This window comes from Candidatus Obscuribacterales bacterium (assembly GCA_019744775.1).
Classification (GTDB): domain Bacteria; phylum Cyanobacteriota; class Vampirovibrionia; order Obscuribacterales; family Obscuribacteraceae; genus SBAT01.
On the sequence record JAIETZ010000004.1, the window covers coordinates 204017 to 229458 of the forward strand.

A 25442-nucleotide genomic window follows, 5' to 3' on the forward strand; every position below is an offset into this window, starting at 1 on the left:
GACAGAATTGGAGACTTTTTATCAAACCTGAAAGAGATCGAGCACTAAACAGAGGCGATCATCAATAGCTCGCACATGACTCGCTTCCAGCACACCGACTAAACGACGCAGTCGAATAATGGAAACACTGCGCACCTGTTCGGTCATGAAATAGGTCGAGTGATGTAATCCATTTGAAATAGAATCGCCAACTTCTCGATGAGAAAATAAAGTCGTCCCGCTAGAGTTAGTGAAATGAGCGCTGGTTCCTGGTACAACGATTACTCGACCAAGCCGCGCCGCAAAGTTATTCAATTCTTGTCGAGACACAATAACTGCAGGGTGCTCCATTCCAAGTTCGGTTCCTAAAGGATTGCCAAAGTCAACCATCCATATCTCGCCGCGACGATAACTCGCCTCAGAAGCTGAGTGACTTTTAGGCTTTCCACCACCAGCCATGATTAGAGCCCATCTCCTGATGCGCCCTCAAAAGCAGAAGATATTTGCCTATATTTCTTCAGCGCTTTCTCGTTACTAGCTAAATCTGCAAGATCTTGCGCAAAACGCTGTGCCAACATTTCACGCTCAAGGAGCGTCACAGCAAGATCCAGCAGTTCGGGCTGACTCATGTCAGTTTGCGTTTGCATTCGGTCCAACTTCTGCTTAGCTGCAAGGTTTATACGGACGATTGGCTGCCTGGATGGAATACGAGCTGTCATAAATTCACACCTCTGTATACAATTATGTATACATTTTTGCATACAGTCAAGATTCTTAGGGAACTCTAGTTTCGCCAAGTGCGATTCTTATTCCACGATGAATTCTCCTCATCGACAATTGACTAATTTTTCCGCCCAACGGACCATTGACCAGTAATATTTTGTCTACTGTTGTGACTTGATCACACTTCGCCACCGAATGATGAGGAAGTCCGCCTTCCTTGGCTGGTACACGCACATAAGTATCCAATAGAAATGTCTTACTAGTGATGGGCACAACCATCACATCAGACGCATACAAGTTGCGAGCATCCGCGGACACGACAATCGCCGGTCTCGGTTGATGAGGATCGGAGGGCTGATTGGGAAATTTGACATACCAAATTTCACCCTTTTCAGGGCTTACTTCACTTACGGCCAAATGAACTTCGCAGCCTCCGTCTGAATTGCTTTCCAGTCGGCATCCTCTTGAGTTTCCTTATGTGTAGCGTAATAACGTTTGTATGTTTCAGCTTGCATCCAATGGATCCACAGCTCGATTGCCTGCTCAAAAACGGCGCTACGATTAGTCTCTGGATGCCATTCAACGTAATCATCAACATAACGAAGCAGTCCTGGATGAACTGAAACAGTTACCCGGGCCGCTGTGTTGTCGTCTGCCGGCGGCACTCCGTACTCCTGCGGCAGAAGCGCTTCATACAAGCTTGCCGGATCAGCGACTGTCTCACCAACCTTCGAAGCGATAGATTTCCGGCGCCTGGGTCTGGCCATAAAACAAGCCTCAATCACTTATATAATTCATCATACGCTTTCATCATACGAATTGCAAATTAAGCCGTGAGCCAACGCCGCCGGCTCAAAGACAGGCGACCTATGGCAACAGCTAGCTGTTACGCAGGCTCGGAGATTCTCACAGCCCCACTTGGACGCAGGTCAGGGTTCAGCGCCACTCTTTCATCGAACACAAAACAATCGCCATTCCAGAATGCGCCTCCAACATCTTCGAAGTAGCGCAAGATGCCACCGTCCAACTGGAGCACTTTGGGGTGTCCAATTTCTTCTAGATAAATTGCAGCCTTTTCGCACCGAATACCACCCGTGCAAAACGACACTATTGTTTTGTCTTTGAGACTTGCATCGGATTCTAATGCGGCGCGTATTTCATCGGGGAATTCGCCGAATTTTGTGAGGTTGAGATCAACAGCACCTTCAAATGTACCGAAGTCGACCTCGAATTTGTTGCGCGTATCGAGTAATACTATCTCGCGTTTTTCGTCATCGTATCCCTGCTCAAGCCACTGTTTCAATGTCACAGGATCAACAGACGCTGCACGACTATCTGCAGGACGAATTGTCGGATGACGCATCGTGATGATTTCTTTGGCCACACGTACTACCATTTTGCCGAACGGCTGGTTGTCCGACAAACTTTCCTTAATCGTGATGTCGAGGAAACACTGTTGAAATTGACTATCGTTACGCAAGTAGTGAAGAAACTCATCAATAGAATTCCTCGGCCCTGCCAAAAAGAGATTGATACCTTCAGTAGCGAGGATAATCGTGCCTTTGAGATTCAGTTCACTGCATTTATCTTTCAACGGCGCTATCCAATCAGCCGGCTCAGGAATACCGACGAACTTGTAGGCAGCAATATTGACGGTGGGCATTGTTAACATCTGCTTGTGAATCTTGAGTGGACAGTCTACTAATGATTGTCCGTTTAGTAGTTATATGCAACTAACGAATGTAGAGCACTCGCTAGAGGAATTTTGCTGGCTTCAAGGTTGGCGATTGCTTGTACTATCTGCTTGTAGCCTAAGTCTCTCTTTGGGTTATTTTGAAGATAGATAAGCAGAACTCCCGGATGACTCCGCTTGTCCTCTAAATAAGCTTCATGCAGGTCTTCGAAGTCATCGCAATTGGTAGTTACAACAAGGCGATTATCCTTAACAGCATGATCGAAAATCGCACTGTCCGTACTGCCTATCAGGTTTATTTGAGTTACTGTAACCACATCGTGCCCTGCTTTTTCCAGCGCCGCAATCAACAGCTTGTCGATTAGGCATTCATCTACCAGAAGTTTTAGGCTCAAAGCTTATTCCTTTTTCCTGTAGCCGTCGCTTCTCTTCAGCAGCTTCCATTTGCAATAGAGCTTTGTTTGTCTCGCAATATTCTTCAATTTCCAAAATTGCCTCTAGCGGCAAGTCCCAATTTTCAGCAGCTTCCTCAGATGTTAGGTTGTTTACTCGCATGGACACCCAAACATTGGCAGCGGGCAATTTTCTACCCTTAACAAACAGCTGCCTTTTCCATGGATGATCATGCTGCACCAGATACTTTGGTCCGCGCGCTGCACCAAAAGGCAGAAGCACTCTTTCCGGCTCCATAAAACCTGGCTTGCTTATATAGATTTGCTTACCCTGGCTAACTTCTTCTCCAAGCTGAATTCCTAAGCGTATCGCAGCTAACACCGCATCCTTTCTGGATGTCGCATTAGCTAACTCCTGGAAGTGAGTGATAGCTTGGGCTTGCTCTGGACTGACTTCAAAGTTTTCGCGCTTTGTGTCTTTAGGCATTCTGGACTCCTTGAATCTAATTTGAGTATATATTACTCAGTGGTGATTTTCAAGTGCCGAAAACTCGGGGACGAATGGGAATCGAACCCACCCGGGCTAGCGCTGGGCTCACCCACAGCGGTTTTGAAGACCGTGCATCACACCAGCGATGTCTCATCCCCGCAGCTATTTTAGCCTTATTAATAGGATGGGGCTACGTATTTACCCCACTGACATTGAAAGCTCCTGTCACTACAATCATTCTATTGACAACAACTCAAGCAATTGGAGTAAGGATCATGGCAGAACAGTATGTTTCAAAAGCAATCGAACTTTTAAGAGCAGAGGCAAAAACTAATGAGCGCGCCGGTAACTTGGCCGAAGCCGAGCACGACTACAAGACACTGCTCACGCTAGAAGAAATCTGCGGATTCCCGAAGGCAGTCATCGATTCCGAGAAAGGGAATGTACAGAGATGTGAGTTGGCACAAACATTGAAACATATGATGGAAAAATCCAGTCTCCATCTGGAAGCGCTTATAGTCCCGAAAGAACCACCAACAGAAGTGCGCGGCGTCAACACGTGCGGCAAAATAAGAGTAAAGCCATCGGAGACAGTAATTATTGACACCGAAAAGCTCTACAAAGAAAAGCAAGCAAAGGCTGCAAAAAACGAACAACCGATCACACCTGATTGGGAATGGTCCGGCAAAGGCTGTCCATAACTAGCTCTTTGTTATTCGTTTTCAGAATTTGTTTAGATTCGACGCCATCATTGGTGCCTATACGCTGATTTCTTGCGCTTCGTAACGCTGCAAATAGATCTTTTCTCATCGAATTAAGCTACAATACCCCTTGGCATATCTCGCAAAAACACGGCTAACGCCTTGTGAGAGATGCTATTCCGGTTTGTGATCGATAGATAAGGTTATAAATATTTGTGTTTACAATCGCCTGGGTTAGCCCCATCTACATTGACAGTACATTAACTCCTTACGTAAACTTGCTAGCTTGTCCCTTAAATCCCATGAGCTTTTAGCCAGCACCCAGAGGTATCCAATGGCTTTAGAGATATCTGAGCGCGTCCGAACCTTCGGGGTCGGAAGTTCTCGCATCGCCGAACTTCCCGATCTCGCCGAAATTCAAAAGGCGTCCTTTGCGTGGTTTATCCGCGAAGGTCTTGCCGAAGAGTTGAAGGCATTTAGTCCGATCAAGGACTACACAGGCAGACTTGAACTGCACTTCCTCGCCGATTACACATTCGACGATCACACCGAACCCAACAAACCAAAGACTCCTGAAGATGCGCGTGCAATGGACGCCAGCTTCACGAAGAAACTGCGCATCAAGATGCGCTTGGTTAACCGCGACATTGGTGAAATCAAAGAACAAGAGATATATGTAGGCGATATCCCAATGATGACGGACCGCGGTACGTTCATCATCAACGGCGCTGAGCGGGTTATCGTTTCTCAGATCGTCAGAAGCCCTGGCATCTACTACAAGCGCGAAGTTGACACCAACGGTAAGCGTACGTTCTCCGCTACCCTTATCCCGAACCGTGGCGCTTGGCTGAAGTTCGAATCGGATACCAATGACGTTATCTATGTAAAGATCGACAAAAACCGCAAATTGCCGGCAACAACCTTGCTACGCGCTTTGGGTTATTCCGATCAGGAGATGGAGTCCATCTTCCGTCATCGCGATTTCTTGAAGAAGACCTTCGAGAAAGACAACACCAAGACTCGTGAAGAAGCCTTGATCGAAGTCTACCGTAAGCTACGTCCAGGCGATCCGCCGTCTGTAGCTGGTGGTCAATCGATTATCGACAGCCGCTTCTTCGATGATAAGCGTTACGACTTGGGTAAAGTTGGTCGCTATAAGCTCAACAAGAAGCTCAATTTGTCCATTCCTGAAACTCAGCGTACTTTGTCTCGTGAAGACATCGTTGCTGCAGTGGATTATCTAATTGCTCTGCACTATGACGAAGGTCATCCTGATGATATCGATCACTTAGGCAATCGTCGTATTCGTTCAGTCGGTGAACTATTGCAGAACCAGTTCCGCATCGGTTTGACCCGTCTTGAGCGTATCGTTAAAGAGCGTATGACATTGCAAGATGCAGACACTCTGACACCAGCTAACTTGCTCAACACCAAGCCATTGGTTGCAGCTATCCGTGAATTCTTTGGATCGTCACAATTGAGCCAATTTATGGATCAAACAAACCCATTGGCAGAACTCACCCACAAGAGAAGACTCTCTGCATTGGGTCCTGGTGGTTTGTCTCGTGAAAGAGCTGGATTTGCTGTACGCGACATTCACCCAAGTCACTACGGACGTATTTGTCCAGTAGAGACTCCTGAAGGTCCAAACGCAGGTCTTATCGGATCACTAGCTACACATGCTCGCGTTAACGAGTATGGCTTCATCGAAACTCCTTATCGTCAGGTCATTGGCGGAAAACTTTCCGAAAATGTCCACTATCTGACAGCCGATGAAGAAGATAAATTCCGTGTTGCTCCAGGTGATGTGCCTGTAGATGATGCCGGCAACTTCTTAACTGAACTAATTCCAGTTCGTTATCGTTCCGAATTTATCGAAACAACACCGGATCAAGTCGACTACGTAGGCGTAAGCCCAATTCAGATCGTCTCTGTTGGAACAGCACTTATTCCGTTCCTTGAGCACGATGACGCCAACCGTGCCTTGATGGGATCCAACATGCAACGTCAGTCAGTTCCGCTGATTAGAACAGAGCGTGCCTATGTCACAACCGGCATCGAGAAGCAAGCAGCCCGCGACTCGGGTATGGTGCTCTTGTCCCACGTTGATGGCACAGTTGAGTTGGTAACAGGCAATGTCATCCGCATCCGTCAAGCAGACGGCAAGGTTGTGGATTGCAAACTCTCGAAGTTCCAACGTTCCAACCAAGACACTTGCTTAAACCAAAAACCGATGGTCAACGTCGGTGACAAGGTGAAAGCCGGTCAGATTATTGCTGACGGTGCTGCCACCAAGTCTGGTGAATTGGCTGTAGGACGCAACTTACTCGTGGCATTCATGCCATGGGAAGGCTACAACTTTGAAGACGCTATCCTCATAAGCCAGAGACTCGTTTACGACGATGTGTTGACCTCCATTCACATTGAGAAATTGGAGATTGACGCTCGTTCAACCAAACTAGGTCCGGAAGAGATAACTCGTGAAGTGCCGAACGTCTCTGAAGAGTCGCTCAGGCACTTGGACGAAAACGGCATCGTGCGCATAGGCTCACGTGTTTATCCGGATGACATTCTGGTTGGAAAGATTACACCGAAGGGTGAATCCGAGCACCCACCGGAAGAGAAGCTCTTAAGAGCAATCTTCGGTGAGAAGGCTCGTGATGTACGCGACAACTCACTACGCGTTCCGCATGGTGAAGGTGGTCGAGTAGTAGATGTCAAAGTCTTCGACCGCGAAAAAGGCGACGAATTGCCACCAGTGGCCAACAAAGTCGTCCGCGTGTACATTGCCCAGAAGCGTAAAATCTCGGTCGGCGACAAAGTCGCAGGACGTCACGGCAACAAAGGTATCGTGGCTAAGATTCTTCCACCGGAAGACATGCCATTCCTGCCTGATGGCACACCTGTCGACATCGTCTTGAACCCGCTTGGTGTACCAAGCCGTATGAACGTCGGACAGACATTCGAGACACTTCTCGGATTAGCTGCCATGCTCACAGGCTTGCACTACGAAGTACCACCATTCGACGAAATGTTCGAAGGCGAAGCTTCCACCAGCTTGGTTCACCGTGAAATCAAGACAGGTAAAGAAAAAGCCGGCACTCCGTGGGTCGGAGACGACGGCAAAATAACCATCTACGATGGTCGCACCGGTGATAAGTTCGACAACCCAGTTACAGTCGGCCGCATCTACATGATGAAGCTCGTCCACTTGGTTGACGACAAGATTCACGCTCGTTCGACAGGTCCTTACTCGCTGGTTACCCAGCAGCCACTAGGTGGTAAGGCTCAGTTCGGCGGACAGAGACTTGGAGAAATGGAATGTTGGGCACTGGAAGCATTCGGTGCGGCTTATTCCTTGCAGGAAATGTTGACCATCAAATCCGATGACGTCAACGGCCGCTCGAAGGCCTACGAATCCATCGTTAAGGGTGAAAACTTGAGACGTCCTGGTATTCCTGAGTCCTTCAAAGTACTGGTCCGCGAATTGCAATCAATCGGCTTGGATGTCTCCGTTGCTAAACACAACCGTGATGGCGAAGAGCAAGAAGTTGACTTGATGGTTGAAGTCGAAGAAGTGAGACCACGCGGAATGCGCCGTGTCAGCCCATTTGGTGACATCGGTATGGAATCCGAATTGGCTGAACTTACACGCCAAACTATGATCCCGGCTACCGGGGTTGCAGTTAGCGAGCCAGAGGAATCTGAAGGCGTTGCAGTTATGAATGAGGTATCAATTGATTTGGGATTAGGCGATGAAGCCACCGATGAAGCAGATTCATCGGATGACGAAAATTAGTCAGCTTCAACGGTTTAACTCAAACGATTATTCGGAGGTTGTTCGGTCACTATGCCTACAAGTATTGATAGGTTTGATTACATCAAAATCGGGATTGCTTCTCCCGACCGCATTCTTAGCTGGTCGCACGGCGAAGTAACAAAGCCTGAGACAATTAACTACCGAACGCTCAAGCCGGAAAAAGACGGCTTGTTCTGCGAACGAATCTTTGGACCATCCAAAGATTGGGAATGCTATTGCGGCAAATACAAACGTGTTCGCCACAAAGGTATTACTTGCGAACGCTGCGGAGTTGAAGTTACCGACTCTAAAGTTCGCCGCCACAGAATGGGTCATATCCGCTTAGCGGCTCCTGTTACCCATATCTGGTACTTGAAGGGCATCCCAAGTTATATAGGTCTCTTGCTGGACTTGCCCTTGCGTGATCTTGAACAGGTCATCTACTTCAACGCCTACATCGTAACCAACCCAGGCAATGCACCTGATCTGCATAAGAATCAGTTGTTGTCCGAAGAAGAGTACGACAAGCTTTTGGATGATCAAAACATCCAGTTTGACGTAGGCATTGGTGCTGAAGCTATCAAACAACTCTTGAACGAACTGGCTAAGCCTGTTTACGACAAGAACGAAAACAAAGAAGACAAAGGCAAATTATTAGATGTACCTGGACTGAAAGAATTGTCCAAGACATTGCGTGATGAGTTAGCCGGTTCCGGCGGCAGCCAACAGAAGCGCGCCAAGATAATTAAGCGCCTCCGCTTGGTTGAAGCCTTGATCAACTCGAACACTGATCCAACATGGATCGTACTCGATGTGCTCCCGGTAACACCGCCAGATTTGCGCCCAATGGTGCAGTTGGATGGTGGACGCTTCGCAACGTCTGATTTGAACGACCTCTATCGTCGTGTTATCAACCGCAACAACCGTCTTGCGAGACTTCTCGAGATGGGTGCTCCTGAAATCATCGTGCGCAACGAAAAGCGTATGTTGCAGGAAGCAGTTGATGCCTTGATCGACAACGGTCGTCGTGGTCGTACCGTAGTTGGTCCAAACAACAGACCATTGAAATCACTCTCGAACATCATCGAAGGTAAGCAAGGTCGCTTCCGTCAAAACTTGCTCGGTAAGCGCGTTGACTACTCAGGTCGTTCGGTTATCGTGGTTGGGCCGACATTGAAACTCAATCAGTGCGGTTTGCCACGTGAAATGGCTCTTGAGCTCTTCAAGCCATTTGTAATCAACAAATTGATCGAGAGACAAATAGTCCAAAACATCAAATCCGCCAAGAAGCAGATTGAACGTGGATCAACAGTTGTCTGGGAAATCCTGGAAGAAGTAATTCAAGGACACCCGGTACTCTTAAACCGCGCTCCCACCCTGCACAGACTTGGTATCCAAGCTTTCGAACCGGTATTGGTCGAAGGACGCGCCATTCAATTGCACCCGCTTGTTTGCTCGGCATTCAACGCCGACTTCGACGGCGACCAAATGGCTGTTCACGTACCGTTGTCCGTTGAAGCACAAGCTGAAGCTCATATGTTGATGCTTGCTTCCAACAACGTTCTCTTGCCGGCTACAGGCCGTCCTACAATCACCCCAACGCAGGACATGGTTTTGGGTATCTATTACCTGACCATCGACAAGCCGGGTTCGGACAATCCGAAAATCTGCAAGGGCGCCGGAATGCGCTTCTTCTCCCTGGCTGAAGCACGCTCTGCTTATGAAGTAGGCGTAGTTGACCTGCACGCAAAAATCAAAGTGCGTGATATCGATGGCACAACCATCGACACCACTCCTGGTCGCATCATCTTCAATGAAGCGATAAGAGAAGCTTTGACTGCAGTCAGCTAATAGTTGTACTTCATAGCCAAATTTGCATCATAAGGAAATAACAGGCATGAGCCAAGATAAGAAAGACTCAATAGCGTTCATCAACCAAACGGTGGACAAGAAGAAGCTAGGTTCGCTTCTTGCTGAACTGTACGAGAAGTACGGCACAGCACGTTCTGCTGAAGTTGCCAACTCGCTCAAAGACTTGGGCTTCAAGTTCGCCACCAAAGCAGGCGTCACAATCTCTATCGAGGACTTGGAAGTACCAGAGACCAAGCGCAACTTGATCTCTGCTGCTGAAAAGGAAATTGAAGAAGCTCAGCGTCGCTACGAGCGCGGTGAGATCACAGAAGTTGAACGCTACAACAAGGTTATCGACACATGGTCTGCTACAACCGACCAATTGACCCGCGAAGTGGTCGACAACTTTGATCGCATGAACCCTGTATACATGATGGCCTTCTCCGGCGCCAGAGGTAACATCTCTCAGGTCCGTCAGCTGGTCGGTATGCGTGGCTTGATGGCTGACTCTCAAGGACAGATTATCGACTTGCCGATTAAGGCTAACTTCCGCGAAGGTCTGAACGTAACCGAGTACATCATCTCCTCTTATGGTGCACGTAAGGGTCTTGTAGATACAGCTCTGAAAACAGCCGACTCCGGTTATCTAACCAGACGTCTGGTTGACGTTGCTCAAGACGTTATTGTTCGCGATCTCGATTGCGGCACAACACGCTCCGTAGCAATGCAGGCAATCATGGAAGGCGATAAAGTTATCGTCGGCTTGTCCGAGCGCGCCTTCGGTAGAACTTCTTTTGAAGATGTTGTTAGCCCGGATGGCGAAGTTATCGTCCAAAAAGGTCAGCTCATCGACAGAAAAGCAGCAGCAGCTCTCGATAAAGCTAAAATCAGAAGCATTCCAGTGCGTTCGCCTCTTGGTTGCATAAGCCAATTCGGCGTTTGCCAGAAGTGCTATGGCTGGTCACTCACAACCAACAAGAACGTCGATGTCGGCGAAGCAATTGGTATCATTGCCGCTCAGTCAATCGGTGAACCTGGAACACAGCTCACAATGAGAACGTTCCACACAGGTGGTGCCGTAGCTGGTGGCAGCAGCCGTATTCAGATCAAGGCTCCGATGACCGGTGAAGTCACCTACAAGATTCCAACCCGTTCTGTTCGTACCGCTTACGGTGACCAAGTTGAACAAGCTACTCGGGACGGCGCCATCAAAGTTGGCGGCGGCAAGAGAGATGAATCCTTCAACTTACCTGCCGGCGCTCTCATCATGGTTGCCTCCGGTACTGAAGTACAGCAAGGACAAGTTATTGCCGAGCATGAAGCAGTTGGCGCTAAGAAGAACTTGACGGAAAAGGCCAGCAAAGATATCACCGCTGATATCTCCGGTCGTGTTTCATTCCAAGGCTTCCAGGCTGACGAAAAACGTGATCGTCAAGGCAACATCTCCCGCACAGCAAACCGTGCCGGTATCATCTGGGTACTGGAAGGGGACGTATACAACCTGCCTTCAGGTGCCCGTGTTGTCGTCAAAGACGGACAAGACGTGGTTCCAGGCGATGTTCTGGCTGAGATCACAATCTCATCCGAGCATGGAGGTGAAGTACGCTTCGGCACAGATCTGAAAACGCAAAACGTCAAGCAAGGCAAGAAAACAGTTGCCAAACTTGTTGAAGGTAAGGAAATAAACGTCGTCATCGCTTCAGTCGGTGCAGCTAATGCCAAATTAGAACTCGGCAAGCAAAGCAGCGCATGGAAAGTGCAAAAGACCAAAGAAGCCTTCACCATCAAAGTAGTGCATGACGAAACAGTAGAAAACGGCAAGATTGTCGCTGAACTCGTAGATGATGGCGTCAATGCTGTTACCTGCGGCGGCGAAGTCATTTACGACGGAGTCGAAACAGATGATCGTCGCGTCGTAACCAAGCCTGGTCGCTTGCTCTTTATCCCAGAAGAGACACACTTCCTCTCCAAGGATGCTTCCTTGAAGATGGTCGACTCCGGTGACATCGTCACTGCCGGTCAGGAAGTCGTCAAAGACGTCTTCGCTCACATGGACGGTGTGGCTGAGATAGTTGCCGACAACGACATCATCCACGAAGTAATTATTCGTCCAGGAGACATCGTTCCGATAGCCGATCCTTCCGAATTGAAAGTTAGAGACGGTGAGATAGTCGACGTTGGTGTTGAGTTCCTCGAGGGACAAAAGACCAAGAAGCGCCAGATGATTACTCTGCTCGAGCGCGAAGATGGCTCCAGCTTTGTTCTAGTTCGTCCAGTTGATGAATACTGGATTGAGCCAAGAGAAACCAAATTCAAGCACAAAGCTACTGACGAGAAAATTAGCTTGAGAAGCGTCACTCAGCTCTTGTTCCGTGATCGCGAGAAAGTGCGCAACCTGCAAGGCGCAGCATTGACCCGTACATCACTCGTTCTGCAAATGCAAGGTCAATTGCAAGGACTCAAGGGAACAGTCGAAGTTGAAAACGACGATCTCCATATTGTCGTCAAAGAAAACATCCTCTTGAGACGCGACAGCGAATTCAACGTCACATTGTTGGCTGTTGAAGATCGTCAGGAAATTCCTGCAGGCGGCGCCATTGCCACCACGCAAGTGTTGACCAAAACACCAGCGCGCGTGCAATTGTCCAAGTCTGATGAGCGCCGTGTTCTTCTCATCACAGAAGAACAGCAGATTCACGAAAAAGTGAAAGGGACTCCAACGGTTAAAGTCGGCGACCTCTTACGCAATGAGGACACTATCGCTAAGGGCTCCACAGCCAGCCATTCCGGTCAAGTTGTAGCTGTTGAGTCTGGTGAAGTGACTATCCGTAAAGGACGTCCTTACCTCATCTCCGGTAACACACAACTGCAAACAGATGATGGTCAGCTGGTGCAGCGTGGTGACTTGCTTGCAACACTTATCTTCGAAAGACAGAAGACAGGGGACATCGTACAGGGTCTACCAAGAGTTGAAGAACTGCTGGAAGCTCGCAAACCCAAAGAATCAGCCATCTTGGCTGAGCGTGCCGGTCGTGCCCGTGTTGTCACCGAAGATGACATCACTCGCTTGATTGTCACCTATCCGGAAGGCGGCGAAGAAGAGATAGTCATACCTTCAGGATTGAACATTATCGTTGAAGACGGTGAAGACATCACAGTAGGTAAGGCACTCACAGACGGTCCACCAAACCCACACGATATCGTGCGCTTGGTCAATATCGAAGCTGCTCAGAAATTCCTTGTGGATGAAGTGCAGTCGGTATATCGTTCACAGGGTGTAGACATCGCCGACAAACACATTGAAGTGATTGTCAGACAGATGACTCGCAAGGTGCGCGTAGACGAGCCGGGCGAAACAATCTTGCTGCCGGGCGAATTGCTCGAGCGTTACGATGCCGAACAAGAAAACGCCAAGGCGCAAGCCGCCGGGATAAGAGAAGCAACCTGGCAACCAGTACTTCTCGGTATCACCAAAGCCAGCTTGAACACAGAAAGCTTCATCTCTGCTGCTTCCTTCCAGGAAACAACAAGAATCCTCACCGAAGCTGCTGTCGAAGGTAAGAAAGATTGGCTACGTGGCTTGAAGGAAAACGTGATCATCGGTCGCTTGATTCCAGCCGGAACAGGCTTCCAGGGTCACCATGCCCCAGCTGAAGAAGAAGAGCAAGAAGAGGACATCTATCCTCCAATCGGCGAAGGCTCTTTCACTCAGACGAGTTAGTTTATATAGCTCCGGTTTCGCTTCGCTACAGGTTAATCAAAAGAGCCAGGCAATTGCCTGGCTCTTTTGTCATTCCCCAAATGAACCTAAATTACATACTTGCTTTCAGACCGCGTTCCATATCGTCCAGCGCCTTCAAACGGGCAGCAACAATCTGCCCAGGTAAAGCACCTCTCCTGCGTGCCTTTTGGCGTTGAATTTCTCCTTGTACCTGAATGCGCAGAGTATCAAGAATGGCAAAGCTGGTTGCAGGCAATCCAACTACAGCAGCGGTGAACAACATGTCGTTGGTCACACGTCCTGCCCTTTTTGTAGCGCTGTTGTATCGGTGGTCATATCCCGGAATCAAGAAGAAGATAGACTGAGCCGTTTTCGAGCCACCAACAAAAGCACCTGCCGCGACGTTTTCCGTAGCTGTGAGACGGGCTGCAGCAACCTTCATCTCTTCTCTTCTGATTGCCCCTGTAAAGTCCTTTTCGTGCACATCAAAGATGGCCTCTCTATCTGTAATTGAGGCAACGGCTGTATCAGCTGCATGTTTTTCCTTCATCAGCTTGTCTAAGGCTTGCATATCACTTTGGAGTTCAGCAATCTTTGCCTCTTCAGCTTCAGGAAGTGCCTTATCAACTTTTCTCTTGGTCATTTTTGCAACTTCCCAACCAACAAAACGACTTAAGATAGGCGCCGCCATGGTCAATTGACCAGAGATGGCAAAGAGTACACCGGCTCTTCCGTTCCAGACTCGTTTGTGCTTATAGAGGGAGAGAAATGCAAAATGGGCGCCAATTGCACCAGTTGTGTATTTTGCTACATCGAAAAGATATTGAGTCTGCTGAAAGGCAAGCAGCCCCCGTGCTCCGACGTGATAGCGACTGAATTCCTTAAGGCTTTGTTCAAGCATGTCATTGAGCACCTTCGCCTCAGCATTGAAGACCTCATCGTATCTATCAAGGTTGGAATCATTTGATGCTTGATTTACCAGGTTTTGTCGCTGCTCCAGCAGATTTTGAATATCTTCTTTAATAGTTCGAATATGCCTGATGGAAGCGCCAGGCGAATAGCCGCGCATGCGAGCCCTGATGTCATGATAAGAATTAACACCAAATTCACCAGCCGCTGCGCTTGCTCCAATTATCGAACCAATCATAGGAAGATGGTTGGCGGTTTCCTGCACCTTTACATTGAGTCTTTCCGGATGATGCAAGTCTCTGCCCCGATTCCAGGTAGAGAGAATTCCACCATATAGTCCAAGCGAGTTATTGGCTTCTTGCATTGCTGCATACCGCCAACCTTTCCAACGTCCTTGTCTAGCAACTTCGATGGTGTAGTGCAGTGAAAATCGTTCTAACTCGATTTCCTTGAGTAAAATCTGCTTTGTCAGGCTATCGACCTTTTCTACAGTGACGGTCTCATCAACCGATTGCTGGAGAGCAAGTGCCGGAGCGCCTTGTGTAAGCAACACCGCAGATCCAACAGCTATTAAGTTTTTTCCTTTAGTAAGTGATGGCATTAATTTGCCTAGGGGGAATACTGAACTCTATATCTAAACGAATCCGCATGATCAGAGCAGCTATACAGGGTGTCCAAGCCTTCAACGCTAAACGAGCAACCTATCCTTTTTGTTTCCTCGATAAGTTGCTTAAAGTATACGGTAGTACTGTGATCTACGATACCTACATCGGAGGTGAGTACAACCTTTACCTTATTACCTGGATTGATAAGCCCCTTCAATGCAGAGCGAATGGACAAACTGTTGAAGCAGGTAAGTGGTCCTGAAAAGTAGATATACTTCGTGCCGCTAACGCTCTCAACTTTTTCAAGCGGATTCTTAAATAAACGCACTACCGTTTTGCCCAGCAATTCCAGTCTATTTTCTTGATTGCCGGCGGCTTCTGATGCCTTAAATGAGTAGTACACGAGGATGAGAACCTTCATTGCAATGCCGGCGGCAATACCAATAAGAAGATCAGAGCAAACTGTGACAAGAACAGTTGTTGTAAATATTAGCAACTGTTCTCTGCCAAGCTCGATCATTTTTTGCCATTGATGAGGACCGGCCAACTTATAGCCTATCTGCATTAGTACGGCTGACAAGGCCGCAATTGGAATGGCCCTGATTAGCTCATGTCCGAAAACCAGGAAGGATATAAGGAAAAGCGCATTGTAGAAGTTGACCCAGGCAGTTCTTCCACCGGCAAAGATGTTAGTGCTGCTCTTCATGATTCCGGGAATGATCGTTAAACCACCAATGAATCCAGAACAGATGTTGGAAATGCCCATGGCCAGTAATGTTCTATCGGGATTGGATTTTCTGTGGAACGGATCAATTTGATCAACTGCATGTATTGTCGCCAACGATTCTGTACCGTCGACAAATGTCAATGCCAGAACGGCCACAATAACCTTGGGTATTATCGTCGCATCACTAAACAATAGTCCAAAGTCGGGAAATTGAAATCCATGCTGCAGTAGATTGGTCGGTATTTGCACTAAATAACGACTTTCCAGGTGAAAGAAATTAGCCAGCACAATACCGACCAACACTACCAGCAAATGCGGCGGAACGAAACGAAGTACCTGGTATTTTAGCTTAGGCAGGATAAAGAGCAAAGCCAAACAAACAATTGAAGTGACAAACACAGCCGGATTCAGGTGAGTTATATGCGACGGAGTCTCAGCCAACACAACAAAAAATTCATTGGCGTGATATTTGTGACCGATGAAGTTTGGAATTTGTTTGCCGATAATAAGCAAGCCGATAGAAGCCAACATTCCTTGGACAGCAGCTCTAGGAATTAGATAACTAAATCTGGCTGCTTTCAAATACATAAGCGCAATTTGAGTTAGTCCGGCGAGCATGATTACAGGCAATACAAGCTTATAGCCAAGCGCCATGTCTCCTTTACCCAACGCCAATATTGATGAATACAAGACGGGCGCAAGTCCGGCTGCCGGACCGCTGATGGTGACGAAAGCACCACCAATGAAAGGGAAAACAAGTCCGGCTATGACTTCCGATGTTAGTCCACAGATAGGTGGCGCACCGGATGCTAAGGCTATGCCCAAAGATAACGGCACAGATACCAATGCCACAATCAAGCCGGCAACAATATCGTGTCTCCAATGCTTGAGTCCACGAATTCCGTTCTCCGGTGTCTCGATATGGTTTTCCACCTTGATATTTCGCCCCATTCGGCAACAGACAGCCCCGGACGATTACGACCGGTTCAACTAGGTTAAATTGCCACAAAACCCGTAGCACTTTACCCAACAGACGCATTGCAGCATCTGTAGTCATGCTATTAGGAATTCGTGGGGATTGTGTGGGTACTTATAGGCTGTGCCACTATAGGCAAACTGACAATAACTTTTGTGCCGACATTAAGCTCACTGTCGACCTTGATAGCGCCCCTGTGTGCTTCTACAACGTTTTTGACAATGACCAGCCCTAGTCCTGAGCCACCACTTGCAGCAGCGCGTGATGATTCTGCGCGGAAGAATTTGTCGAATATTCTCGGTAAATCTTGTTCGCTTATTCCTACTCCACTATCGGCAATTACCAATTGTGCGGTTTGATCAGTCAACTTCAACGATATTGAAATGGTGCCGGCGGACTTGTTGTAAGAAATGGCATTCTGCAATAAATTCGTCAACATCTGTTGCAACTGAAACATATTGCCGCGCACAAAAACATTGTCCATCGACTCAATTGAAAGCTGAATACCATGCTCTTCCAATAGAGGCTGAATATGCTCAAGCGTTTCTCTAACTAGGTCATGAAATGGCAATACCTTAAATGTGCGAGTTGTAGCCTTATCCGACTCCAGCTTAGCCAGCAAAAGCATGTCATCAACTAAATTGCGCATTCTGGTCAAAGACAGTTTGATGACGGAAACTTTCTTCAAAACATCAGCTTGCTTTGCCCCCTGGCGATCAAGGTTGTCCAAGGCAGCTTGAGCAATCGACAAAGGCGTGTTCAATTCATGACCGGCGTTAATCATGAATTCTTTGAGAATAGAAAATGTCTCTTCGATGGGCTTAATAGCCACCGCAGTAAAGTAATAACCGCAAATAAACAATAGAGCAATAAGCACAGGAAATGTTATGACCAACATCAGCAACCTATCACTCTCAGCTCTTTCACGAGCGTCCGTGGGTAACTGAACTTGCAGATAACCCAAGAGCCGGCCATGGTCCAAGATTCGGCGCGATAGACTTCGCAAATGATGACCATGCAGAGGAACTTCTGTAGCTCGAGGATACATTATGGTTACACCAGGGGCGCCTGTTTCTTGCACAAATTTTCCGTTTGGATCGAATAACTGTATTGAAGCAAGCAACTTTATCGATTTTGCAGAAAAGGATCGAGTCGCCGTCGGCAGACTTAGATGACCATCGGTGTAATCTATGTTTTGCAAATGCTCTGCCACCAACTCAGCAAGCTCCGAGTCGATAGCAGCGGTTAATTGGTTGTGAAATAGGACCCCGGTGAGTATTGTGGTTGTGATATGAGCAACTGCGGATAGACAGACGAACCAAATTGTCAGACGTAATCGCAGGTTTTTAAACATCACGATTCACAACCATATAACCTGAACCATGCACCGTGGCAATGAAAGAATCTTTGCCTTCCGTATCGAGCTTTTTACGCAATGACTTTACATAAGAACGCAAAGTCTCAGGAGTTATGTGAGTATATGACTCCCAAACACGCCTGATCAACGCCTCTGTGCTGAAGGTGACATTAGGATGGCGAAGTAGAAATTCCAACAGATTGAACTCGCGCGGTTCCAGATGAACATCCTGTCCACCCTTAGTGACGGTTCGTGTTTTAGGATCGACTACGATGTCCATAACCTGCAAATTATTCGTTGGCGACACAACCTTGCGTCTGAGCAAAGAGCGTATTCTGGCGCTCAATTCCTTAAGTTGGACAGGCTTGGTCAAATAATCATCTGCTCCGGCATCCAATCCTTCTTCCTTGGATTCAATCGATGACCGGGCGGTAAGAATAAGTATAGGAGTCTGCCCGCCGGATGCGCGATAGTTTTTGCAAACATCCACTCCACTCAAACTAGGTAGCATCCAGTCAAGGACAACAACATCGTATTGGCAGCAAGAAAGAATCTCTTGTGCCGCCAGTCCGTCTCCTACAATTTCCACAATATGATGCTCGTGCTGCAACCACTCGCTAATCTCATTAGCCAGTAAAGCCTCATCTTCTGCTAGCAAAACCTTACTCATCGACTTATCCCTATGATGGCATTGACGTAGCAATTCGGCTCAACTAGGCCGAATAATACTATGGTACTAGTGTAAAACGAGAATTGTGGGGGTTTTGTGGGGGAGAACAGACAAAAACAGCCGGGCAGTGTGCCCGGCTGTTGAGACTTTTGACTTACCCTAAACGGTCTTGACTAGACTCTTTGTTTTGACCGTAGTCGAGCCGTGATAGACCCTTTCAGTAAGCAGCCTATTTGCGTCAAACCCTTTGTGGATGCGGTTTGCTAGAAAATAAGTTAATCGCGATCTCGATGGATTACAGTGCTGATCCAGCAAAAGATGCGTCAAAATTGATAGTGTGACACCTACGCGGAAAGGCTGTAGGGTGGGACCTCTTAGGAGGAAAAAGAACAAGGCTAACAGTTCGTAGGAGTGCAGAGGCAAATACAATTTCCCACTGTACTTCTCATGGCAAGCTTCATTGAAATGAAACCAGCTGAACCTGAGTCCATGAGCTTTGACATAATCGAAGATATGATCGATGTCGATCACCCAGCCTGCCAGAAAACTAGCAAGTGCTGCGCCTGGAGAACGGTAACGAGCATAAGTAGCAAGGCTAACCCCTGCTGATGTAATTACATGACCTAGCGTACGCATAAAGAAGGTCCTTTCCAGAATTGCCGGTTGCCAATAGAGATTATATTTCGATTAACACAATGTTATATACCCACATCCTAATGCAACTTATTCGTAAAACAATAGTCAGCCCGTTAAATAGACGTAAAACATGTCAGGAGATAGCGCCAATGCCGTTTTGTTCCCACCTAGCCACCAGAATTATCGGACTGGCACTACTTAGCCTTCTCACAGTCGCCCCTGCTGCACTCGCTGCCGAGGAAAAGCCAGGCGCGCACGCTGTCAGCCTGTACAACTTGGGACTGACCGCCTACAAGCAAGGCAGCCCCGAATCAGCAATCATCTTCTTCCGCCGGGCAACCGACCTTGACCCGGATTTGGCCGATGCGCATTACAATCTGGCTGTCATCTACCAAGCTCAGAAGAGATACAAGGAAGCAATTCCTCGCTTCGAGCAAGTTTTACGCGTCAAACCAACGGATGCTGATGCGCACTTCCAACTAGCAATAATCCTGCAAGAAACAGGCAGACTACCGGAAGCCAAAGATCATTTTTCCAACATTGCTCCAAATAACCCGCACTTTGCCGAATGCCAACAACGCATGGCACAGATAAATAGCCAACTTTCAGGCGGCGCCCAACTGAAGGGCCAGTCCGGATTTGAATCGACTCCAAATTATGGACAAAATCAATCAACAGTTGCCGCCAATATGTCCGGCAGCAGAATTGATGAAAGCCCAATGCAGACGGTAGCCCCCTCTTCTTTTGGTTACGCGGCCCAAAATTACAATAACCAACAAATGTCGGCTCAAACACAGCAACAGATGCCCGTCGAACAACCGGTACAGCAATTACAACCAATTCAACCGGTTCAACAAGCAGCGCCTACACCAAGTCCTGTACCGACAATTGCCAACTCGACTTTGCGTGTTATTGCTACTGGATTTTCCGCACCATCCGGCATTGCCTTTGATCGTCAAGGCAACTTGTACATCGCAAATTTCTTGAGCAATACAATCGACAGAATCACACTTGATGGTTCACGCATGCAATTTTCCGCAGGCATCAACTTGAAAGGACCTATCGGCATAACTATTGATGAAACCGGTAACGTCTATGTCGCCAATTACAATTCCGGCACCATTGCCCGTATTAATCCGGCAGGAGTTGCCACCATTATTGCCAGCGGCTTCAAGAAGCCATATTATTTAGCTCTGGACAACGACGGAAATTTATATGTCAGCCAGCAAGAAGACAATTCAGTTGTAAGAATTACTCTCCCCAAATCGGCGGCTAGAAGCGCCAGCAAATAGTCCATGGCAACATTCAATGAAAATTCACTAAAACTCAGTGGGCGGTTGTTTTTCAATTTCATCGCATCTAGCTACAGGCTAAAGTTTTGGCTGACGCACCCCACCGTTGTAAAAGGCAAAGAAAACTTGCCTACAGAAGGGGCGTATTTGATGGTGGCTAATCACCTCTCAGATGTTGACCCGCCGGCCATCGGCATTCAAGTTGGCCAACCGGTTGGATTTATGGCCAAGGAAGAACTCTTTAAAATTCCAATTTATGGTCCAGCGCTTGCACTTCTTGGAGCAGTTTCTGTCGATCGCAATAAACCGGAACCGTCCACATTTAAGGCTCTTCGCCAAATTTTAAAAACAGGACGTCCTGTTTTAGCCTTTATTGAAGGCACACGAACCAAAACTCCCGGCGTACTGGGTATGCCGCACACTGGTCCGGCTTACATTGCCAGATCGAATAAAGTACCAATTGTCCCCGTGAGCATAGTCGGCTCAAATGACAAGAAAAGCAAAATGTACATCACCTTCGGGGAACCAATGCCGCCAGGTGAAGACCTGGACGAAACGACCTGGAAAATCATGGAGCGAATATCTGAAATGTCCGGGCTCAAGCTTCCTGAAAAACACTAGAAGCTTACCGAGGCTGACTCCGTTATCGGTTTCAATTCGCAGTTTTGAATAAGTGCCTTTTCTTCTTCATTTAGTCTGTCCATGAGCCAACGGTGTCTTTCATGGTGGCAGCTGAAAATGATCACCTGGTGGTCTTTAGCAAGCACGTTCAAAAGAAAACGCATTGACTTCAAGAAACGCTCGTCATCGAGTTCACTAAACGGCTCGTCCAAGACAATTGGAAGAGAAGAGTCGCGGCTTAAAAAGCGGCAAATGGCCATGCGGGCCAGCCAGTAGAGCTGCTCTCGTGTTCCTATTGATGTCTGGCTCTCAATATTGGCCGGCTGCCAGGGTTCAACTTCGCCTTTGCGCCTTGCTGTTATTTGTAGATTCTGATCAAATTGAATGCTCTCAAAGTCAGAGCCGATACCGTTTAATAGATCTTTGGAAATTTCATTCAATTGCTGTGACCAATTTCTGTGTGTTTCATAAGCCATTTGTTGGAAGGTAGTCAAAGCCAATTCCAGGGACAACTTAGTTTGCTTGAATTCCTTGATTTGTTCTTCCAGCGATTCGAGATTTTCTTCCAGTTTGAGGTAATGATCCTCATAGTTTTTCAAGGATGCGCGCACCTTGATGGACAATTCCTCTTTTTCTTTTTGATATGCATGCAAGAGTTCAGAATAGCCGGTGAGGCGCTGCGCAAAGTCAGTTCTTTTTGTCAAAACCCCCAGGCAATCCGATGATTCGGCGATTTCCGGATATTTAACTATCAACTCTTCCATTTTTGACCAGGCAGCTTGTCTTTGCCGCTTCAGTCTTTCTATTAAATCCGGCAATGTGTTTACAGAAGTATCGGATGTGCTGTCACGCTCCATTAGTCCCAACTCCGACTTGAGGTCCTGCCACTGCCTAAATGATTGAATTCTATTTGTAAAAGTTTCATAGGCGGCGGGAATATCTTCCGGATGATCAATTTTTGCTTTTCGAAAGTACTCCTTCAATTGAGCATCCAAGTCACGCATTTCATCGGACAAGAATTTCAATTCGGATCTCTGATGCTCGAGCATCTCGCCGGATAATTTAATTCCACGCGTCTGCTCAAGATAACTATTTATATCCTCAGCTAACTTGAACGCCATTTGTGGCGTTATTTTATCCAGCGAATAGCCAGCCTTGGTCAGCATCGCCTTTAGCTGGTCTTTTAGAACATCTGCGTGCGATTCCTGGCTCTGAATAATTTCAGTCAGCAGATCCAATTCTTTGAGTGCCGGCGCCGCTGAGGCATAAGCCTGCATGCGTTCTAAGAGCTGATTACCGTCTGACAGAAAGGCATTTCGAGCAATTATGTTCAAGCGCTCGTTCATTAAGCCAATTTCTTGAGGCAGATTTTTGGCATCCTGATTATTTCTTTCTTCTTCTTCGCGAGCGGTTGCTAAATCCAATTTGCGGAAGTTGTTAGCGTCGAAAAATGTCTTGGCGTGAAAAGCCAAAATCACAAAAGCAACAGCACAAATAGCACCAATAGCAAATGAGACGGTGGAGGAATCAACCGGCAACAATGCAGCTACCGACGGCAATTTACTCAAGAGAAAAAGCAAAATGAGCACAACTAGAAAAGCAAAACTCATCATAGCACCACTGCTGGCTGCAGCAGACATGTGTTTACGTTCAGCCAAAATATCATTGGCAATCATCTGAGCACGCCAAGCCGAGCCCTTGGTGCGCTCAATCTGATCAGTCATTTTCTTAATTTTCTCGTGGCACATGTAGGCTTCGTCAAGGTCTTTTGTGTCCAGATTCAAAAGTGACTTGCGTACCGAAGACAACCCATCTAAATCGATACCGCTTGTTCGAACTCTTCCTTCTTCGGCTTCCAACTTGGTTTTATTTTGCACAAGTTCAGACAATACTGACTGCAGCGTCATGCCTATGCCTGATACCGTCTGTGCTTCCTCAGATGTGAAATGATGAGCGGATTCATATTGTTCGCGCACACGCATTTCTTTCAAAGACAGCTCTTTTTCCTTACTATCAAGTTCGTGCTTAAGTCTTTGCCTATCGGAAAGGCGCGCCTCACGCTTGGTCCAAAGCTCCTCGACATTTTTAACTGAAGCAATGGGAAACTCTTCGCTGCCGGCCAGAAGTTTCATTTTCACGCGTAAGTCGTTGACCTTAACAAGCCTGTCGGTTGCCTTGCTCAGTCGAGTGTCGACATCGGCCACCTCAAGACACAAATGAAGATATTCAAGGGCTCTAAGCTGTCTTTCTTCCACTTTGACCTTGTCTTTGAGCAGAGCCAGTCTTTCCAGATCTTCTCTGGCAGCAAGCCTGTCTCTATCAAGATCGTGCAGTCTTACTTGAATATCTTCTCGCTGCATCTCTAATTCTGAGATAAGTCGTTCTGCGCGGTATTTCTTTCCTTGCCATGGAAAACTGGCAAGAGCTTCCATTAAAACTTCTATCGCTTCAGCAGCTGTTGTAGCAGCACCGGAGGCATCGGATATGCTCTGCAGAATCGCTGACAGGCTGGATTCTTCGGATAGTCCTGTAAGCCCAAGTTCCCTTTGTCCGACAAAAGACGTATTACGGAATAGATCCCTGCCGACTCCTGTTAGCCTAATTCCTAATTGATCCTGGCTAGGACCGGACAAGTATTCGTTGGTCACATCTCTATCAGAATTCAATCTGTCAAAAACTTTCAAAATGCGCTCGTCAAAATCACGCACGATGCGCAATTTTTGATCCGGCAAGGTTATATCCATAGAGGCTTTGAAGCCCTGTGCTGTCTTGGGCTTGCGTGCTTCTCTCTCCTTCAGCCTGTCTTCAGTAGAGCGCTGGTGCGGCGGGTAGTCAAACAAAATTGCCCAAATTGATTCGGCAATTGTCGATTTGCCATACTCATTGGCGGCCAAAACAAGGTTTAAACGCCCTTGTTGGAAATCAATGCGCTTGCCGGCTAAATTGCCGAATGCATCAAAAAATAGACTCTCAATCAGCATTTTTGATCGATATCCTCTTTTGCTTGAGAGCATCCAGCCCAAAATACAGAGCATCCTCTATTGCTTTTACATCAATCGGTCCTTCTCCATTGGCAATTGCGACTGAGCCTCCTGCCGCTTCTGCTTCTTTTTTCAAGTTCGTCAAAAATGCAACAAATTTGCCTTCAGTTGTTCGTTCATCAATCGACTGCAAGAAGTAATCTTGGCGAGTTTCATCACTTACTTCCAAGTGATAAAACATGGTTGCTAGTTTTTCTTTGACATAGGTCGGTTCACCACCAGCCGGATAGCGACCAGTCAAACGCAGGTAAACTATGTCTGTACCTTCACGCGCTCCTGCTGACACCAAATTGAGCATGACTTGATCAATTACCTCATTGGATGTCTTGCCGGTTATTTCAAAATCGGCAACAACAATTCTTCTTTTGTCCGATTCGACCGGCTCAATTTTTACTTCAAAGTCTTGTCCGTTTCCAGGTTTGGCACTTATCGTGCCAAACAAGCAAAAGCGCGGACCTGACTCATCCAGTCCACGGCCTATTAAACAGCCGGAATAAGCACCTATGAGTTTGTCCTCGAATTTAATTGGGGTTTGTTGGTGATAGTGTCCAACTGCCGTGTAAGTAAAGCCTTGGTTGATCAATTCCTGAGCAGAAAAAGGAGCAGTTAACTTACCAGGAAAACCGGAGTCGCCGCCTTTGTAGCCATCAAGCGATCCATGAAACAGCAGAATGTTCATAGGCTTCAATTTCTCTTTTGAAATTGGCTCGGCAAGCAGCCGCTCTTCAACAGGGACATTGGCGGCAAAAGCACAGCCGGTAAAGGAAACGTCATCTCGAAACGGGTGGCAGACAGTCTGAAAATTGGCGCTTTTGTAAATGTGAACATTAGACGGCCAAAGACGCATGCCGCGCGCCTGCAGCGCCTCCAGATTGTACATAGAATCAGCCGAATAATAATCATGGTTGCCTGGACTTATGACTATGAAAGTATCTTTGATGGACATGCAAAGCTCAATCACTTGATTAACTGTTTGGCTGCTTACGGATTCGGCATCCCAGAGATCACCAGGTATCAAAATGGCGTCCACACGCCTTTCTTTGGCTACCTCAAAGACTTTGGCAAGCGCTTCTAAAATCTCTTGCTTGCGTTCCTTCCGTTTACTCACCGGCAACTTAATCTTACTTCCGGCAAAAGCCGAGTCCAGATGGACATCGGATACTTGCAAGAAGGAAAACGGTTTTGACTCTAAAGCCACGGTGACTCCAGCAGATAATGTTGCAATCAAGGCTCACGAACGCCTCTAAGTGAAATTTGCC

General features: G+C 47.3%; 20 protein-coding genes and 1 tRNA gene. 6 read left to right on the forward strand and 15 right to left on the reverse strand.

Translation table 11 applies throughout. The features are described from left to right. Positions 1-21: 21 nt before the first annotated feature. From K2Y22_10480 to K2Y22_10515, 8 genes are all read right to left on the reverse strand, one after another. Positions 22-438, reverse strand: coding sequence for a type II toxin-antitoxin system PemK/MazF family toxin (locus K2Y22_10480; protein MBX9878871.1), 417 nt, complete (start codon positions 436-438; stop codon positions 22-24). 2 nt (positions 439-440) lie between these two features. Further along, positions 441-698: a hypothetical protein gene (locus K2Y22_10485; GenBank protein ID MBX9878872.1), complete on the reverse strand. Its 258-nt coding sequence runs from the start codon at positions 696-698 to the stop codon at positions 441-443. Positions 699-753: 55 nt separating this feature from the next. Beyond that, positions 754-1119 (reverse strand): type II toxin-antitoxin system PemK/MazF family toxin, encoded by a 366-nt coding sequence (locus K2Y22_10490; protein ID MBX9878873.1) that lies wholly within the window; start codon positions 1117-1119, stop codon positions 754-756. Beyond that, positions 1110-1469, reverse strand: a complete 360-nt coding sequence (locus K2Y22_10495; protein ID MBX9878874.1) for a hypothetical protein — start codon at positions 1467-1469, stop codon at positions 1110-1112. The genes K2Y22_10490 and K2Y22_10495 overlap by 10 nt, the downstream gene beginning before the upstream one ends. A gap of 119 nt (positions 1470-1588) precedes the next feature. Further along, positions 1589-2365, reverse strand: a complete 777-nt coding sequence (locus K2Y22_10500) for a sulfurtransferase (GenBank protein MBX9878875.1) — start codon at positions 2363-2365, stop codon at positions 1589-1591. Positions 2366-2418: 53 nt separating this feature from the next. Then, complete coding sequence (locus tag K2Y22_10505; protein ID MBX9878876.1) at positions 2419-2790, reverse strand: DUF5615 family PIN-like protein; 372 nt, start codon at positions 2788-2790, stop codon at positions 2419-2421. After that, the gene (locus tag K2Y22_10510; protein ID MBX9878877.1) at positions 2765-3274 is read right to left on the reverse strand and encodes a hypothetical protein; all 510 of its coding nucleotides are present in this window, start codon (positions 3272-3274) and stop codon (positions 2765-2767) included. Before K2Y22_10510 ends, K2Y22_10505 begins: the two co-directional genes overlap by 26 nt. Before the next feature lie 64 nt (positions 3275-3338). Then, positions 3339-3435, reverse strand: a tRNA-Sec gene (locus K2Y22_10515). Between the two features lie 117 nt (positions 3436-3552). On the opposite strand from K2Y22_10515, the gene K2Y22_10520 reads away from it, so the two are divergent. The 4 genes from K2Y22_10520 to K2Y22_10535 all read left to right on the forward strand — a co-directional run bounded on the left by K2Y22_10520 (position 3553) and on the right by K2Y22_10535 (position 13349). After that, positions 3553-3978, forward strand: a complete 426-nt coding sequence (locus tag K2Y22_10520; protein MBX9878878.1) for a hypothetical protein — start codon at positions 3553-3555, stop codon at positions 3976-3978. 334 nt (positions 3979-4312) lie between these two features. After that, positions 4313-7777 (forward strand): DNA-directed RNA polymerase subunit beta, encoded by a 3465-nt coding sequence (gene rpoB / locus K2Y22_10525; protein ID MBX9878879.1) that lies wholly within the window; start codon positions 4313-4315, stop codon positions 7775-7777. A 51-nt stretch (positions 7778-7828) separates the two neighbouring features. Then, the gene (locus tag K2Y22_10530) at positions 7829-9628 is read left to right on the forward strand and encodes a hypothetical protein (GenBank protein MBX9878880.1); all 1800 of its coding nucleotides are present in this window, start codon (positions 7829-7831) and stop codon (positions 9626-9628) included. A gap of 46 nt (positions 9629-9674) precedes the next feature. Beyond that, a complete protein-coding gene (locus tag K2Y22_10535; GenBank protein ID MBX9878881.1) occupies positions 9675-13349 on the forward strand; it encodes a DNA-directed RNA polymerase subunit beta'' in 3675 nt (1224 codons plus the stop codon). A 91-nt stretch (positions 13350-13440) separates the two neighbouring features. On the opposite strand, the gene K2Y22_10540 is transcribed toward K2Y22_10535, so the two are convergent. The 5 genes from K2Y22_10540 to K2Y22_10560 form a co-directional block, all read right to left on the reverse strand. Beyond that, the gene (locus K2Y22_10540; GenBank protein MBX9878882.1) at positions 13441-14859 is read right to left on the reverse strand and encodes a hypothetical protein; all 1419 of its coding nucleotides are present in this window, start codon (positions 14857-14859) and stop codon (positions 13441-13443) included. An 8-nt stretch (positions 14860-14867) separates the two neighbouring features. Continuing rightward, the gene (locus K2Y22_10545) at positions 14868-16523 is read right to left on the reverse strand and encodes a hypothetical protein (protein ID MBX9878883.1); all 1656 of its coding nucleotides are present in this window, start codon (positions 16521-16523) and stop codon (positions 14868-14870) included. A gap of 128 nt (positions 16524-16651) precedes the next feature. Further along, positions 16652-17923 carry a HAMP domain-containing histidine kinase gene (locus tag K2Y22_10550; GenBank protein ID MBX9878884.1) on the reverse strand — a complete coding sequence of 424 codons (1272 nt, stop codon included), beginning with the start codon at positions 17921-17923 and terminating at the stop codon, positions 16652-16654. Further along, on the reverse strand, positions 17913-18593 hold the full coding sequence (locus K2Y22_10555) for a response regulator transcription factor (GenBank protein ID MBX9878885.1): 681 nt from the start codon (positions 18591-18593) through the stop codon (positions 17913-17915). Before K2Y22_10555 ends, K2Y22_10550 begins: the two co-directional genes overlap by 11 nt. Positions 18594-18752: 159 nt before the next feature. Beyond that, positions 18753-19229, reverse strand: a complete 477-nt coding sequence (locus K2Y22_10560; protein MBX9878886.1) for a hypothetical protein — start codon at positions 19227-19229, stop codon at positions 18753-18755. Positions 19230-19378: 149 nt separating this feature from the next. Between K2Y22_10560 and K2Y22_10565 the strand changes: the two genes are divergently transcribed. Next, positions 19379-20521: a tetratricopeptide repeat protein gene (locus tag K2Y22_10565; protein ID MBX9878887.1), complete on the forward strand. Its 1143-nt coding sequence runs from the start codon at positions 19379-19381 to the stop codon at positions 20519-20521. Between the two features lie 3 nt (positions 20522-20524). Continuing rightward, positions 20525-21142 (forward strand): 1-acyl-sn-glycerol-3-phosphate acyltransferase, encoded by a 618-nt coding sequence (locus K2Y22_10570; GenBank protein ID MBX9878888.1) that lies wholly within the window; start codon positions 20525-20527, stop codon positions 21140-21142. Here K2Y22_10570 and K2Y22_10575 read toward each other — a convergent pair. Together K2Y22_10575 and K2Y22_10580 are read right to left on the reverse strand one after the other, a co-directional pair. Further along, positions 21139-24123 (reverse strand): AAA family ATPase, encoded by a 2985-nt coding sequence (locus tag K2Y22_10575; protein ID MBX9878889.1) that lies wholly within the window; start codon positions 24121-24123, stop codon positions 21139-21141. The genes K2Y22_10570 and K2Y22_10575 overlap by 4 nt on opposite strands. Then, positions 24113-25381: a DNA repair exonuclease gene (locus K2Y22_10580; GenBank protein ID MBX9878890.1), complete on the reverse strand. Its 1269-nt coding sequence runs from the start codon at positions 25379-25381 to the stop codon at positions 24113-24115. The genes K2Y22_10575 and K2Y22_10580 overlap by 11 nt, the downstream gene beginning before the upstream one ends. Between the last annotated feature and the right edge of the window lie 61 nt (positions 25382-25442).

Bases quoted from the DNA above. Each gene is read 5' to 3' on its own strand.
- K2Y22_10495 (MBX9878874.1), bottom strand. From the start codon at position 1,469: ATGGCCAGACCCAGGCGCCGGAAATCTATCGCTTCGAAGGTTGGTGAG.
- K2Y22_10570 (MBX9878888.1), top strand. From the start codon at position 20,525: ATGGCAACATTCAATGAAAATTCACTAAAACTCAGTGGGCGGTTGTTT.
- rpoB (MBX9878879.1), top strand. From the start codon at position 4,313: ATGGCTTTAGAGATATCTGAGCGCGTCCGAACCTTCGGGGTCGGAAGT.
- K2Y22_10485 (MBX9878872.1), bottom strand. From the start codon at position 698: ATGACAGCTCGTATTCCATCCAGGCAGCCAATCGTCCGTATAAACCTT.
- K2Y22_10510 (MBX9878877.1), bottom strand. From the start codon at position 3,274: ATGCCTAAAGACACAAAGCGCGAAAACTTTGAAGTCAGTCCAGAGCAA.
- K2Y22_10530 (MBX9878880.1), top strand. From the start codon at position 7,829: ATGCCTACAAGTATTGATAGGTTTGATTACATCAAAATCGGGATTGCT.
- K2Y22_10565 (MBX9878887.1), top strand. From the start codon at position 19,379: ATGCCGTTTTGTTCCCACCTAGCCACCAGAATTATCGGACTGGCACTA.
- K2Y22_10480 (MBX9878871.1), bottom strand. From the start codon at position 438: ATGGCTGGTGGTGGAAAGCCTAAAAGTCACTCAGCTTCTGAGGCGAGT.
- K2Y22_10535 (MBX9878881.1), top strand. From the start codon at position 9,675: ATGAGCCAAGATAAGAAAGACTCAATAGCGTTCATCAACCAAACGGTG.
- K2Y22_10500 (MBX9878875.1), bottom strand. From the start codon at position 2,365: ATGCCCACCGTCAATATTGCTGCCTACAAGTTCGTCGGTATTCCTGAG.
- K2Y22_10560 (MBX9878886.1), bottom strand. From the start codon at position 19,229: ATGCGTACGCTAGGTCATGTAATTACATCAGCAGGGGTTAGCCTTGCT.
- K2Y22_10575 (MBX9878889.1), bottom strand. From the start codon at position 24,123: ATGCTGATTGAGAGTCTATTTTTTGATGCATTCGGCAATTTAGCCGGC.
- K2Y22_10540 (MBX9878882.1), bottom strand. From the start codon at position 14,859: ATGCCATCACTTACTAAAGGAAAAAACTTAATAGCTGTTGGATCTGCG.
- K2Y22_10520 (MBX9878878.1), top strand. From the start codon at position 3,553: ATGGCAGAACAGTATGTTTCAAAAGCAATCGAACTTTTAAGAGCAGAG.
- K2Y22_10555 (MBX9878885.1), bottom strand. From the start codon at position 18,593: ATGAGTAAGGTTTTGCTAGCAGAAGATGAGGCTTTACTGGCTAATGAG.